This is a genomic window from Dyadobacter sp. OTU695 (assembly GCF_038440355.1).
Taxonomy (GTDB): Bacteria; Bacteroidota; Bacteroidia; order Cytophagales; family Spirosomataceae; genus Dyadobacter.
Map to the genome: position 1 here is coordinate 1352593 of NZ_JASATN010000001.1, position 14258 is coordinate 1366850.

Here is a 14258-nt window from a genome sequence, read left to right on the forward strand (position 1 = left end):
TTATCAAAACAATGCTTTCGAAATGGCTCAAGAGCTCTCAGAAATCTTATAAAATCTATACGAATTGATCAAAAATAAGGGTTTTGCGATTTTGTTATGAGGTGCCTTTCTCTATATTTACGAGAATTATAAAACCATTTAACCAAATCGTTGATCATAGCATGAGTAACATTACCTATTTAGTGCCGGCGTTAGGCCTTGTTGGCTTGCTGGTTATGTTCTTCAAAAGAGGCTGGGTTGTCCGGCAGGACGCAGGTTCTCCTGAAATGAAAACCATAGCGGATGCAATTGCAGACGGAGCTCTGGCCTTCCTCAAAGCCGAATGGCGTGTACTCATTGTTTTTGGTCTGATTGTGAGTGTGATACTGGGCTACTCCGGTACATTGGTTGAAAATTCAAGTGCATTTATTGGCCTATCATTCCTGGTGGGAGCTTTTATTTCTGCTTTTGCAGGCTACATAGGTATGAATATCGCCACCAAATCGAACGTGCGTACCACGCAGGCGGCACGTACGAGCCTAACCAAGGCGCTCGAAGTGTCGTTTACCGGTGGTTCCGTAATGGGTATCGGCGTCGCGAGCCTCGCAGTACTGGGCCTGGGCGGCTTGTTTATCATTTTGTACGCTACTTTTATCGGCGATAGCACCGATGTGAACGGCCTTCCTATGGAACGCGTGCTGGAAGTCCTGGCCGGTTTCTCTCTCGGCGCCGAATCCATCGCGCTTTTCGCGCGTGTAGGCGGTGGTATCTACACGAAGGCAGCTGACGTTGGCGCCGACCTCGTGGGTAAAGTGGAAGCCGGTATCCCGGAAGACGATCCGCGTAACCCTGCCACCATCGCTGATAACGTGGGTGATAACGTGGGTGATGTAGCCGGTATGGGGGCCGATCTTTTCGGCTCTTATGTGGCAACCATCCTTGCTACCATGGTGCTGGGCCGCGAGATTATCGCACAGGGCACCGACAACTTCGGTGGGATCGCGCCGATCCTGCTGCCGATGGTGATTGCGGGCGTCGGACTTATTTCTTCCATTTTAAGCATGTTCCTCGTGCGCGTAAGCGACGATCATGGCAATGTGCAAGCCGCATTGAACCGTGGTAACTGGGGCTCGATCATATTGGTGTTGGTGGTAAGCTATCCGCTCACATTATGGATGTTGCCGGAAGGTAACCTCAACATCCGCGGTGTTGATTTTACGGCAATGGATGTGTATTGGGCAATTCTGTTGGGTTCGATTGTAGGGGCTATTATGTCGATGGTGACGGAATATTATACTGCAATGGGTAAGCGTCCTGTTCAATCTATTGTTAACCAGTCGTCTACCGGGCATGCTACCAACATTATCGGTGGTCTTTCTGTCGGTATGGAGTCAACGGTAATCCCTACGCTGGTACTGGCGGCAGGTATCTTCCTGAGCTATGAAATGGCTGGACTGTATGGCGTGGCAATCGCTGCGGCGGGTATGATGGCCACCACCGCAATGCAATTGGCTATCGACGCATTCGGACCGATTGCCGATAACGCAGGCGGCATCGCCGAGATGGCACATTTGCCGGAAGAAGTACGCGGCCGGACCGACATCCTCGACGCAGTGGGTAACACGACGGCAGCAACCGGAAAAGGTTTCGCGATCGCTTCTGCAGCATTGACTTCCCTGGCCCTGTTTGCGGCATTTTGCGGCGTGGCAGGCATTAATTCGATCGATATCTACAAAGCCAATGTGCTTTCAGGGCTGTTCGTCGGGGCGATGATACCGTTTATTTTCTCCTCACTCGCTATCGCGGCAGTAGGACGTGCGGCGATGAAAATGGTAGAAGAAGTACGCCGCCAGTTCCGCGAACTGCCGGGCATTATGGAAGGTACTACCAAGCCGGAATACGACAAATGCGTGGCGATCTCGACGCAGGCTTCCATCAAGGAAATGATCGCTCCCGGACTGATCGCACTGCTGGTTCCGGTGATCGTCGGCTTCCTTTTCGGACCGGAAGTACTTGGCGGAACGCTGGCGGGAGTTACCGTTTCAGGTGTTTTGATGGGTATTTTCCAAAACAATGCAGGTGGTGCATGGGACAATGCTAAAAAGTCTTTTGAAAAAGGAGCGGTGATCAACGGAGAGACATTCTATAAAAAATCGGAGCCGCATAAAGCTGCGGTAACAGGAGATACGGTCGGTGACCCATTTAAAGATACATCCGGTCCATCAATGAACATTCTGATCAAACTGATGTCGATCGTGTCGCTCGTGATCGCCCCGCACATCGGTACCGGTTTACATGAAACGGGCAGTGTGAAGGTCGATGACAAGGCACAGGTTGTGACCGTCGCTGCGGAAATAGACGAAAAAGCGGAAACTACCACCCCGGTGCTGCGGCTTGAAAAGAAAGGGGAGTAGTATTATCGTCACATCACATATTGCAAAGCCCGGCGATGAGCCGGGCTTTGCTGTGTTACAGTTTTCAAAAATGCCGTTAGGCATATAACATTGGTAGCCAATTATGACCATGAACCATAACAAATGCCCTTTGGGCATGCAACAACATTAACATCTTTGCCACGTCGTCCATTTTGTTGTTACATCCCTGACAGGATTTTGCCGATGAACTGTTATTGAATCTTTGCTACCAATATTACATCGCTACGCGACTTATTCCGATCATACTGCGGATTGTCGACTCTCGCACGCCAGACCTCAAAATCATCCCAGCTTCTTTTTTAAATACTCCAAAGATAACTTATAAGCGTCCGCAGCCGCGTTGGCGTCGTATTTCGGGTTGCTGGGATTGGCGAAGGCGTGGACGGCGTCGTACATTTTAATCGTTACTTTTTTGCCGGCGGCTTTCATGTCCTCCTCAAACTTGGCGACAGTGGCTGGCGGGATGCCCTGGTCCTGGCTGCCGAAAATCCCCAGCACGTCGGTATTGAGCTTTTTTAGTTTTTCAATGTCGCTTTCGGGACGGCCGTAGTACATCACGCAACCGACCACCTGGTTGCCACCCGCGATGGCATTTTGCAGGGACAGCATGCCACCGAAGCACCACCCGATGCTGGCGATCTTTGCATTGGTACCGGCATACTGAACACCGCCCTTAGTAATAGCCGCCAGGCGCTCGGCGGGTGTGCTTTGCATGAGTTTGCCCGCTTCTTCACGCGTAGTGCCCACTTTACCGTCGTACATATCCAGCGCAAGTACATTCACGTCGCCGAGGTCTTTGTGCAGTTTAGCGGCCTCCTGTTTGACATAGTCGTTCAATCCCCACCATTCCTGGTAAACAAAAAGCCATTTGTCGGACTTTTTGGGGGATTTAAGCAGAAAACCGGATGCGTTTTTTCCATCGGATGTAGGAAAAGAGACGATCTCACCTGCTCCCTGATAGGTAAATGCAAGCGGCGTTTCGTGCAGCATCTGAAAAGCCGGGCTGGCAGCGAGTTCCGACATCGCATTGGCAGGCGTGTGGCAGAGCGGAATGGAGGTTGCGGCAGTTTCCCGGGCAGGCAGGTTCACTTTCAAAAGAAAGATGGTCACCAGAACAAAAATAGCTTTCATAAGTGCAGGTCAGAAGTAAATAGTTAGGATTCTAATATTAAATATATACAAAATATGGCCAAAAGGTAATACAGGTAGCGCGGGGCTTTTATTGCAGATTAATGAAAATATTGTACTTATAGAAACCCAGGAACTTAATGTGCTCGCACACCCGTTAACTTTGCATTGAGTGAATGTAAGTCCATGAGCCGTAAGCAATACTTCTTTATTATCCTGATCCTCGGATCGCTGGCGACAGTCAGTCCTTTCTCTATCGACATGTATCTGCCGGGCTTCCCGCGGATCGCGTCGGATCTCAAAACCACTATCGACAAAGTACAACTTTCGCTAACCAGCTATCTGATTGGTATTTGTATCGGACAAGTGCTTTACGGCCCGCTGCTCGACCGCTTTGGCCGCAAGAAACCGTTGTACGCCGGGCTGATCCTCTACGTGATCGCTTCATTCGGCTGTGCCATGACGTCGTCCGTGGATGCACTGATCGCTATGCGCTTTTTCCAGGCAATGGGCGGTTGTGTCGGGCTCGTCGCTTCACAAGCGCTCGTAAGTGACCTCTTTCCCGCCGATAAACGCGCCGAGGTCTTTTCACTCATTACATTGGTTATTGCCGTTTCACCCATGATTGCACCGACTGTCGGTGGCTATGTGACGGCTTCCATCGCATGGTACTGGATTTTTGTCATCCTGGCCGGTATCGTCAGCCTGATTATCATGGCGATTTATTTCTTCTTGCCCACCGGCAGGAGCGCCGATACCACCGTTTCGCTTCGTCCCGAGGCGGTATTGAGCGGCTATTTGACTGTGGTTTCGCAACCCCAATTCTTAATTTACACGCTCGCGGGTGGTTTGGCAACGGCCGCGCCATTTGCCTATATTTCGGGCTCTTCGGATGTGTTCATGAATATCTATAAAGTTTCTGAACAGCAATACGGCTGGATTTTCGCATTCCTGGCCGTAGCCATGATCGGTTCCACCCAACTGAACCACTTTCTGCTCAAAAAATACACGAGCGAGCAGATCATTCGCTTCACGCTCATTTACCAGAGTATCGTGGGACTGTTCCTGATTGTCGGCGTGTACAACAACTGGTTCGGGCTCTTCTCGTTGATCGGAACGATGTTCGTTTTCCTTACCGGACAAGGCCTGACCGGCCCCAATGCCTCGGCGTTATCGCTGGCACCTTTCCGCAAGCATACGGGTAGCGCGTCGGCGCTGATGGGTAGCTGGCGTATGGGCGCGGGAGCCGTCATTTCGGCCATTGTGAGCTTCCTGCATAATAACACAGCTATGCCAATGGTGGGCATGATGGCCTTCTGTGCCTTCGGCGGGCTGGTCATTCTTCACGCAGGTAACGTGGTGGTGCGTCACCGTGCCGCACGGCGAGACGTGGAGGACGAGGTTTCGGTGCTGCTCTAGCGCAATACCTTAATGGCGTTGAAGAGCATGTCCATGAACGCATCCCGGTCGATGTCGTACGCTACGGTCGCATTGGGTTCCATTTGAAGGGTATTGTAAAAGTCTACGACCGTTGCCCCACGGGTGAGTTCGCCTTTTGTTTCCACATCGACATAGCACGATTTTGTCTTAAAAATTCCCGGGTTCATCAGCCAGGCAATGGCACATGGATCGTGTAGCGCTGCACCGCCATTGAGCTCGACACGATTTTCGCGGTAAAAAATGGAGAAGAAATCCATCAGGTCCGCAGCTGCTTTGCCCGTCTGGTTACCCAAAGACCTTAAAAGTTCGATATCTTTTTGAAAAACAAGCGCTTTGTGCGTAACGTCGAGCCCGCACATGGTAATGGGCACACCGGCTTTGAATACGATAGCCGCAGCCTCCGGGTCGGCGTAGATGTTGAATTCGGCGAGAGGTGTCATATTGCCGCGGAATATGCCACCGCCCATCAGCGAAATGCGTTCAATTTTATTTTTGAGATGCGGGTAGGCGAGGAGAAATGTCGCGATGTTGGTCAGCGGGCCGGTAGGCACGATGGTAACGGGCGCCTCCGACGCTGAAAGTATCTTAGCAATCCCTTCCACAGCGCTGATCGGCTGCGGCTGCATGGCCGGTGTCGGTAGTGATGGCCCGTCCAGACCGGTTTCGCCGTGCACATAATCCGCAATGACCAATTCCCTGAACAGCGGTTTGTCGGCACCGTGGTACACCGGAATGTCCGTTGCTCCGATGAGCGTCAGCACTTTCAAAGCATTCTGTAAAGTTTTCGCCTGCGTCTGGTTGCCGGCGGAAATGGTTACGGCTTTGATATCGAAACGTCCGCTCCCGTAAGCGAGCATGAGCATCAGCGCATCGTCATGGCCGGGATCGCAATCTATAATGACCGGTATTTTATGCATGTTCCTGAAATGAATCTAGTTCGTGTTGATAAGGGGCCGAGCTTTGAGCACCCATGCGCGTGACGGAAATGGCGGCTGCACGGCAGGCAAAGTGGCTGGCTCGTTCAAGGGTTTCGCCGTCGGCGAGCGCTTTTAGCAATGCGCCATTAAATACATCCCCGGCGGCCGTCGAATCTACGGCTTCTACGACAGGCGCAGGAATAATTCCCGTAAAATTTTCGCTGGCCAGGTAAATGCCTTTACTTCCAAGGGTGACGATGACGTTCTGCACACCCTGCGCGAAAAAATACTGCGCAGCCTTTTGGAGCGCCTCTTCACTCACAACGGCAATGCCTGTCATAAGCTCGGTTTCCGTTTCGTTTGGTGTGATCAGGTAGAGGTCCCTGAGGAATTCAGGCCCCAGCCGCATGGCAGGGGCAGGGTTAAGGATAGCGCGGACTTGCTGCCGGGCGCATTTGGCCAATGCCCATTGAACGGTCTGCGCCGGAATTTCCAGCTGGAAAAGGGCCAGACCTGCCTGCTTGAACGCCTCGTCGGGAATATCGGCGGGATGAAGGTCCATATTGGCACCGGAAGCGACGACGATTTCATTCTGTCCCTGCGCATTGACCGTAATAAGGGCGACGCCTGAGGCCAGGTCCGGTGATTCGGAAACGAACCGGATGTCGATGCCCTCTTTGGCAAAGCCTTCACGGGCCTGTTTTCCAAAGATATCATTGCCCGTTTTGGCCACGAAACGTACATCGGCTCCAAGCCTGGCGGCCGCCACGGCCTGATTGGCCCCCTTGCCGCCGGGATTCATCAGGAATGTTCCTCCAAGCACCGTTTCCCCAGGCTTCGGAAAAAGCTCCGTTTTAACCACCATGTCAGTGTTGGAGCTGCCGATAATCAGCACTTTCTGCTTCATTTCCGTTTCGCAATTGATTTTGTGTCGACCAGGATTCCGAGGCCGTAGTGGTACGGGTAGTTATACAGTTGCTGACCAGTCGCCCTGGCAATGTCTTTCACAGCTTTGCGGACCTCCGGAAAGCTTTCCGTGTCATGGAAAATCACGCAGTCGCTGTGCCGCGCCGCCCATAATCCGCATTCAAAAGTTTCTTTGTAACTGTGGACGATGTCGACGTGCGCGAGGTTATAGCGCTGGTTGTCGCGGACGATCCAGTCGCGGTAGTCGGACTTCACGAGGTGTATGTTGCCATAGGGTTTCAGCCTTTCCCTGGTTTGCTGAAAATGTTCCAGTTTGTTTTCCGTGTGAATATCACCTTCGAAGGTATCGACGCCTGTTACCCTCTCGAAGAAATTGGAAAAAACGACAGACGAATAGCCAAATTCAACGCCGAACTCAATGCATTTTTCCCTGTCGAGCCCAAAGCGGTTGATAATATCACCGATGATCATTTCCAGGCCCTTCCATGCCGATACGACGTCGAGCAGTTTTTCGGGTTCACTCAAATTGGTCGGCCTGTACGGCCGGATGTCTTCCAGGAAATTCTCCCTGACAAAAGTTCTTAATCCCATGGCTTGACAGAATGTTGTCTGCGCAAATTAATGTGCCCCCGCTTGTATTCATAGTGTGGAATAAAATAAAAGCGAACGAATAGTTTCGGGGTTGTCCATAATTTCTTAGGGTAGTTGTAGAAGAATTTTAGTTTTTTTTGCGAGATAAAAAATGCATTTGTAGCATCTACGGAGGCTATTTGCCTGATAACTACCACCTTTTTACCGATAGCTAAGTAATTTGTAGAAGTAATTAGCTTGTTTTTGTAACATATTATGTGACCGAATTATTTTATATTTGATGTAGAATTGAATAATCTTATGGTATGATTAGAATTTGTTCTATAACTCTACTCGCATTGTTTTTCTTGGGAAGTAACCGTCTGGTGAGCGCACAGGATAATAGCGCGATTTTTACAAAGCGGGACCTGCCTATTGGCATCGTAAGTTTCGGGACAGCAGTAACTTCCGGGGTGCTTGGCGAAGCGGCTTTTATAGACGGATATGTCAAAAAGGCGGGGACTGATTCCTTCATTTTTCCGGTAGGGGACAACGGCGCATTCCGTCCGTTTTCTGTCGCCTCGGACCAGGCGCTTGGAGCGTATTTCGGAGTGAATCCTGCTGTCGCTGTGACAAGTAACCCGGCCGGCGGAGATTATGGTGTGCTGCCGGCCGGAGGGCCTTTCAACACGACCAGCCTCGGGGATGGCCTGGCAGCTGTGAGTACCAGCGAATACTGGGACATCAACGGCACTTCGGCGAGCAAGATTACCCTTTCCTGGAACGACAACAGTGCGGTGAATAACCTGGTTACCAATCGGGGACTTTCCAAATTGACCATCGCAGGATGGGATGGCAGCAAATGGGTGAACCTGCCGGCTACGGTGGACGCCACCTCGCTTTTTGGTCAGCCGAGCACGGCATCGTCCGGGTCGCTGACCACCATTCTCGACGTAGTGCCCGATACCTACAATGTTTACACGCTCGGTGCATTGCGAGATGGCGCTTTGCCGGTGGTATTGGTAAGTTTCACGGCTATTGCGCGGGAGCATGCAGCCTATCTCGAATGGTTTACATCCGAAGAAATCAACAGCAGCCATTTTGAAATCGAACGGAGCGGCGACGCGAAGTCGTGGCAGCAGATCGGCAATGTGGCGGCAAGGGGCGAGGGTGTAGCTACGGTACCGGTACCGATGCAATATGGTTTTACGGACGAAAATCCATTAGGCGGTACTAGTTTCTACCGGCTGAAAATGGTAGACCGCGCACCCGGTACGCCGGAGCGGGACCATAGCAACCAAACCTTTGCTTACAGCCGCATTGTGAAAGTAGCTATGAATGGCCAGCCCGACTGGGCCGTTTACCCTAACCCGGTTGCGGAAAAACTGTTTTTCTCCCAAAATATTAAACGAAATCTGGCTTCAGCGCGGCTTACGGACGCTAGCGGGCGGACCATATATGTGTCCCGCGAAGCTCCTGGCGACGGCATCGACGTGAGCCGGATGTCTCCCGGACTTTACCTGCTGAAATTCTCTTTTACCGACGGGTTGTCAAAATCTTACAAAGTGCTGATCAACAGATGATCACTTGCCCAACCGAACGGAAAATATTAATTCAATGACTTATGGCTTATCTTGATCCCTATACAGTACCACTTACTGCCAACAAGGCGGCACACCTGCTCAGGCGAGCTACTTTTGGCCCTACACGGCAGGAAATCACCGCTTTTACCGGCCTTAACCCGGGCACGGCGGTAGACCAGCTGTTTGCAAATGTCAGCTATACGGCGTCGCCTCCGCCTCCGATCGACCTCACGCCCACGAGCCCCAATTACCAGAAGCCGCTGACGAGCTTCCCGTTTATTTCCGCTAAAAGCGGGGAACACAGCGTGCATTTGCGCTATTGGTGGGTGGGGTTAATGCTACTCCAGAACGGCAAGCCGTCGGTACTCGAAAAACTGACCGCTTTCTGGCAAAACCATTTCGTGGTTTCACAAAACGTGATGGCCGACTACCGCTACATGTACCGTTACCTCAAATTCCTGCGCGACAACAGCCTTGGGAATTTCAAGACGATGACGATCGGGATCACCAAGGATCCGGCCATGCTTATCTTCCAGAATGGGCACGGGAATAATAAAGACCATCCCAACGAGAACTACGCGAGGGAGTTGCAGGAGCTTTTCACAGTAGGGCAGCAGGACTACTATGGTAACCTGAACTACACGGAAGAGGACGTGAAAGCGGCAGCAAAAGTGCTGACGGGTTGGATGGTAACCAATTACTACGTGAACGGGACCAGCGATTTTACTGCGAATTTCCACAGGAACTATCACGACTCGTCGAACAAAACCTTTTCGGCCAAATATGGCGGCATTACCATCCAGGGACGCACCGATGACGCCGGTGGCGACGCCGAGATGAACGAGTTGATAGACATGCTGCTGGGGCATCCCGAAACACCCAAGCACATTTGCCGGAAACTTTACCGCTGGTACGTCAATCAGAATGTGACGCAGGATATCGAAAACAATGTGATTGTTCCGCTTGCAGCTTTTTTTGCGAGTCCGGAGAATAATTACAACATCAAGCCGGTACTGGAAAAGCTGCTTAAAAGCCAGATATTTTTCAGCGATGAGAATGTAGGTGCTATCATCAAATCACCAATGGAGTATCTCATTGGCATGGGACGCTATTTCGAGCAGCCATGCCCGGATATGATGAGCGATACGGCAGCTTACGTGAATTATGTCCGGTTTTTCCTTTGGGGAATGGGCGCTATGAACCTTGAAATCCTTACTCAGCCACTTGTATTTGGCTATCCGCCTTATTATCAGGTAGGTTATTCCAAAAACTGGATCAACGGCTCGACGATCACCGCACGCCGCGGCAATAGCGACACGATGATTTTTCCCAGCCTTGTGGTCAAGCCGGGATATACATTGGGGATTGATTTTCTGAATTGGATCCAGCAAATCCAGCCGAATTTTGCTAACAGTTCAGCCACTCCGGCCATTACTCCGGATGAGGTACTGGCCGCTTTCTCCAAAAACCTATTTGCGATAGACCTTTCGGACACACAGAAGAACTACCTCATCGACGTGGTCTTTATGAATAACCTGCCACGGATCGAGTGGCGTTACGAGCTGAATGCTTACCGGAACGCCCCAACGAACGTCAACGCGCAGAACGCTGTGAAAAACAGGTGCAGCATGCTGATGCGGTATCTGATCAGAATGGCAGAATATGAGGTGTTTTAATTAGAAATTGTATGAAAAGAAGAGACTTTCTGGCATCAGCCTCAGCCATAACGCTACCTGTAATGGTAAACGGATTTGGCATAACCAGCCTCAGCAACCGTTCATCTCTCGTGCAAGCGCTCATGGGAACGGCTGCGGCTGCCACCGATCGCGTCCTGGTGATCATTTATCTGAATGGGGGAAACGACGGGCTCAATACGGTCATACCGCTTCAATACTATTCCAAATATCAAAGTATCAGAAGCAATATCGCCATCCCGCAGAACAAGGTATTGACACTCTCAGGCATGGCGGAGGCGGGTTTGCACCCGTCGATGACCGGGATGCGGGAAATGTACAACCAGGGACAGCTTGCGATTGTTAATTCGGTATCCTATCCGAACCCTAATCAGTCCCACCACCGGTCGTCGGATATATGGATGACGGGTACGGACGCTAACCAATATGTCAACAGCGGGTGGGCTGGCCGTTACCTCAACAACCGTTTTCCGGGTTATCCGCAAAATTACCCCAATGACCAGATGAAGGACCCGCTTGCCTTGCAAATCGGTGTGCTGAACTCGACGAGCTTGCTGGGGCCGCAAAGCCCGATGAACATTTCGGTTGAAAACGTGAACAACTTCTATGCGCTGCTAAATGGCGGCCAGGGGATGGCGTCGACCGATTTGCCCTGCTGCGAGGCCGGGGAGATGATCAAGCACGTGCGTCAGCAGCAGTTGCTGTCGACCGGTTATTCGGGCCAGATCAAAAAGGCTTATGATCTGGGTCAAACCCTGGCCACTTATCCGGCTGCCGGCACAACGACCGAACTTTCGGAACAGCTTAAAATCGTGGCAAAACTGATCCACGGAGGTTTGCAGACCAAAATTTATTTTGTGGAGCAGGGTGGATTTGATACGCACGGCGACCAGGTGTCGGCAAGCGATACCACCTTGGGAAATCATGCCAATCTGCTCAAACGACTTTCAGATGCCGTGTCTTCGTTCCAGAATGACCTGGTTTTGCAGGGAACTGCCGACCGCGTGGTGGGTATGACATTCTCGGATTTTGGGCGGCGTGCCAATTCCAATGCATCGAGAGGCACGGACCATGGAGTAGCTGCGCCGATGTTCGTCTTCGGCAAGGGTATCAAACGGCAAATGGTAGGCGTAGTACCCGATCTGAACAACGATCTCGAACCACCGACCACTTCGCCTACCAATGAGAACCAGGAGGTTAAAATGCAGGTGGATTTCCGCAGAGTGTATTCGGATATCCTTCGGGACTGGTTCGGCGCCGATGGTTCCACCACCGATTCATTGCTATTCAGGAACTTCAAAACAACGTCCCTGTTCTCGAATGTGATCGAAACTACCGCGTCGGGCGCGTGGATCGACCGGTCGATTTGGTCGGCCGGGCGGGCGCCGGGCGTGGCCGATTACGTGCGGGTGAACCCGGGCCATGTCGTGACGATCGGGCAAAATATTACCGTCAGGAATATCGAGGTCGAGGGCAGCGGAGAGTTGAATATCCTTGGAAACTTTACGATTAATACTACGGGATAAAGAAAGTATTTGTCGAATACCTTGCCGAAAGTGCCGGAGAACATTGATTTCTTCCGGCACTTTTCGTTTACTTTACGATGCTCAAAACACGATCTTTCATGAAAAAACTGGTTTATTACGCATTTGCCGCCACGGTCCTGCTCACTCAGGCCTGTCAGAAAAAATCAGAAAAAGCAGACGTTACTATGCCACCGATTAGTGAAGTATTTGCCCGCTATTACGAAGAAAGGCTTCCCCTATACCCTCTGGAAGCGACTATGAACGGCGATAACCGCTATAACGACAAGATGTCGGACGACCTCTCGCAGGCCGGAAAGTCGCGGATGACCGCTTTTTACAGGAAATACCAGGATGAACTCGCGAAATACGATCGTGGAAAGCTTACGGACGAAGAAAAGGTAAGCTGGGACCTCATTGAATGGGAATGCAGTATTAATCTCGAAGGTTTGAAATTTCCGGTTGAACTGATGCCGATCAACCAGATTTTCTCGACGCACCTGATGATCGGTCAGATGGCAAGCGGAAGCAGTTTGCAGCCGTTTAAAACTGTAAAGGATTATGACAACTGGCTGAAAAGGGTGGACGGCTTCGTGGTATGGTGCGATACTGCCGTTGTGAATATGCGCAAAGGAATCAAGCTTGGCTACGTTTTACCGGCTCCCTTGATCAAAAAAGTGATCCCTCAGCTGGCGGATATGGACCACGGGCCTGTGAAAGAACATCTTTTTTATTCACCTGTTAAAAATTTCCCCAAAGACTTTTCCGACGAGGACAAGGCGCGGCTTGAAAAGGAGTATGCCACGATGGTGGAATCGAAGATCATTCCGACGTTCCAGAACCTGCATATCTTCATGGAAAAAGAATACCAGCCAGCCGGCCGCAATACCGATGGCTTCGCAGCTCTTCCGAATGGCAAGACTTTGTATAATTATTATATCAAATATTACACGACGACCGAACTGACAGCCGAGGAGATCCACGAGATCGGATTGAAGGAAGTGGCCCGGATTTCCGCTGAAATGGAGAAGGTGAAAGCGCAGGTAGGTTACAAGGGTGACCTGAAATCCTTTTTCAATGCCGTGCGGACCAACGCCAAACTGATGCCATTCACCAAGGCCGAACAGGTAATCGCGCATTTCAACGAGATTCACGAACGGATGAAGCCAAACCTCACCAAGCTTTTCGAACTGACGCCTAAAACGCCATTCGAAGTGCGGAGGACCGAGGCATTCCGGGAAGCTTCTGCTTCTGCCGAGTACAATCCTGGGCTTCCCGACGGCTCACGTCCGGGCATATTCTACGTGCCCGTGCCCGATGCCAAAGAATACAATATTGTTTCGGACGAAAGCCTTTTCCTTCATGAGGCCATTCCTGGTCACCATTACCAGATTTCGCTGCAACAGGAGAACAAGGCATTGCCCGAATTTCGCAAGAATTTGTGGTATAGCGCTTATGGCGAGGGCTGGGCATTATACACCGAGTCGCTGGGCAAGGAGCTGGGGCTTTATACCGATCCCTACCAGTACTTTGGCATGCTGAGTGCCGAAATGCACCGCGCGATCCGTCTGGTCGTGGACACCGGGCTGCATTCAAAAGGCTGGACGAGGAACCAGGCCATTAAGTACTCGCTCGATCACGAAGCAGAATCAGAAGAGAGCATTACAGCCGAAGTGGAGCGGTACATGGCCGGTGCGGGGCAGGCATTGTCTTACAAGATCGGCCAGCTGAAAATCCGTGAACTCCGTTCGAAGGCGGAAAACGAAATGGGTGCCAAATTTGATATTCGCGCATTTCATAAACTGGTGCTCGAATCGGGTTGTGTGCCGCTGAAATTGCTGGAAGAAAAGGTAAACGCCTGGATCAAAGCGGGCAAGTAAGCCAACATCAACAAGAAGAAGTTCAAAAAGAGCAACGCCGGTCCGGCGTTGCTCTTTTTGCTTGTAAAGAAAATAATTCAGGATGAGCAGTATAGAACAGGACAGTTTGCTGTTTTTGAATTGGTATTATTGCTTCAATAAATGTGCATTTTTTTAGTTAAGTTTATATACTGAGCAAAGAA

Annotated in this window: 10 protein-coding genes; 6 read left to right on the forward strand and 4 right to left on the reverse strand. The window is 51.0% G+C overall.

From position 1 onward, the window contains the following. Positions 1 to 161: 161 nt before the first annotated feature. Positions 162 to 2393 carry a sodium-translocating pyrophosphatase gene (locus tag AAHB90_RS05530; RefSeq protein WP_342083918.1) on the forward strand — a complete coding sequence of 744 codons (2232 nt, stop codon included), beginning with the start codon at positions 162 to 164 and terminating at the stop codon, positions 2391 to 2393. A 303-nt stretch (positions 2394 to 2696) separates the two neighbouring features. On the opposite strand, the gene AAHB90_RS05535 is transcribed toward AAHB90_RS05530, so the two are convergent. Next, entirely contained in the window at positions 2697 to 3545 is an 849-nt protein-coding gene (locus AAHB90_RS05535) for a dienelactone hydrolase family protein (RefSeq protein ID WP_342083919.1), read from the reverse strand. A 183-nt stretch (positions 3546 to 3728) separates the two neighbouring features. Between AAHB90_RS05535 and AAHB90_RS05540 the strand changes: the two genes are divergently transcribed. Then, a complete protein-coding gene (locus AAHB90_RS05540) occupies positions 3729 to 4961 on the forward strand; it encodes a multidrug effflux MFS transporter (RefSeq protein WP_342083920.1) in 1233 nt (410 codons plus the stop codon). On the opposite strand, the gene rihA is transcribed toward AAHB90_RS05540, so the two are convergent. The 3 genes from rihA to AAHB90_RS05555 are packed head-to-tail and all read right to left on the reverse strand — an operon-like array spanning position 4958 to position 7417. Then, positions 4958 to 5899: a pyrimidine-specific ribonucleoside hydrolase RihA gene (gene rihA, locus AAHB90_RS05545; RefSeq protein WP_342083921.1), complete on the reverse strand. Its 942-nt coding sequence runs from the start codon at positions 5897 to 5899 to the stop codon at positions 4958 to 4960. The genes AAHB90_RS05540 and rihA overlap by 4 nt on opposite strands. After that, positions 5892 to 6806 carry a ribokinase gene (gene rbsK / locus AAHB90_RS05550; RefSeq protein WP_342083922.1) on the reverse strand — a complete coding sequence of 305 codons (915 nt, stop codon included), beginning with the start codon at positions 6804 to 6806 and terminating at the stop codon, positions 5892 to 5894. Before rbsK ends, rihA begins: the two co-directional genes overlap by 8 nt. Continuing rightward, on the reverse strand, positions 6803 to 7417 hold the full coding sequence (locus AAHB90_RS05555) for a class I SAM-dependent methyltransferase (RefSeq protein WP_342083923.1): 615 nt from the start codon (positions 7415 to 7417) through the stop codon (positions 6803 to 6805). The genes rbsK and AAHB90_RS05555 overlap by 4 nt, the downstream gene beginning before the upstream one ends. Before the next feature lie 305 nt (positions 7418 to 7722). Here AAHB90_RS05555 and AAHB90_RS05560 point away from each other — a divergent pair, with 305 nt between their 5' ends. From AAHB90_RS05560 to AAHB90_RS05575, 4 genes are all read left to right on the forward strand, one after another. After that, complete coding sequence (locus AAHB90_RS05560; RefSeq protein ID WP_342083925.1) at positions 7723 to 8979, forward strand: T9SS type A sorting domain-containing protein; 1257 nt, start codon at positions 7723 to 7725, stop codon at positions 8977 to 8979. Between the two features lie 41 nt (positions 8980 to 9020). Further along, a complete protein-coding gene (locus tag AAHB90_RS05565) occupies positions 9021 to 10655 on the forward strand; it encodes a DUF1800 domain-containing protein (protein ID WP_342083926.1) in 1635 nt (544 codons plus the stop codon). A gap of 11 nt (positions 10656 to 10666) precedes the next feature. Continuing rightward, entirely contained in the window at positions 10667 to 12199 is a 1533-nt protein-coding gene (locus AAHB90_RS05570) for a DUF1501 domain-containing protein (protein ID WP_342083927.1), read from the forward strand. A gap of 98 nt (positions 12200 to 12297) precedes the next feature. Beyond that, positions 12298 to 14076 (forward strand): DUF885 domain-containing protein, encoded by a 1779-nt coding sequence (locus tag AAHB90_RS05575; RefSeq protein ID WP_342083928.1) that lies wholly within the window; start codon positions 12298 to 12300, stop codon positions 14074 to 14076. Positions 14077 to 14258 lie beyond the last annotated feature (182 nt).

Coding starts and splice junctions, on each gene's coding strand:
- AAHB90_RS05530 (WP_342083918.1), top strand. CDS start 162: ATGAGTAACATTACCTATTTAGTGCCGGCGTTAGGCCTTGTTGGCTTG.
- AAHB90_RS05535 (WP_342083919.1), bottom strand. CDS start 3,545: ATGAAAGCTATTTTTGTTCTGGTGACCATCTTTCTTTTGAAAGTGAAC.
- AAHB90_RS05540 (WP_342083920.1), top strand. CDS start 3,729: ATGAGCCGTAAGCAATACTTCTTTATTATCCTGATCCTCGGATCGCTG.
- rihA (WP_342083921.1), bottom strand. CDS start 5,899: ATGCATAAAATACCGGTCATTATAGATTGCGATCCCGGCCATGACGAT.
- rbsK (WP_342083922.1), bottom strand. CDS start 6,806: ATGAAGCAGAAAGTGCTGATTATCGGCAGCTCCAACACTGACATGGTG.
- AAHB90_RS05555 (WP_342083923.1), bottom strand. CDS start 7,417: ATGGGATTAAGAACTTTTGTCAGGGAGAATTTCCTGGAAGACATCCGG.
- AAHB90_RS05560 (WP_342083925.1), top strand. CDS start 7,723: ATGATTAGAATTTGTTCTATAACTCTACTCGCATTGTTTTTCTTGGGA.
- AAHB90_RS05565 (WP_342083926.1), top strand. CDS start 9,021: ATGGCTTATCTTGATCCCTATACAGTACCACTTACTGCCAACAAGGCG.
- AAHB90_RS05570 (WP_342083927.1), top strand. CDS start 10,667: ATGAAAAGAAGAGACTTTCTGGCATCAGCCTCAGCCATAACGCTACCT.
- AAHB90_RS05575 (WP_342083928.1), top strand. CDS start 12,298: ATGAAAAAACTGGTTTATTACGCATTTGCCGCCACGGTCCTGCTCACT.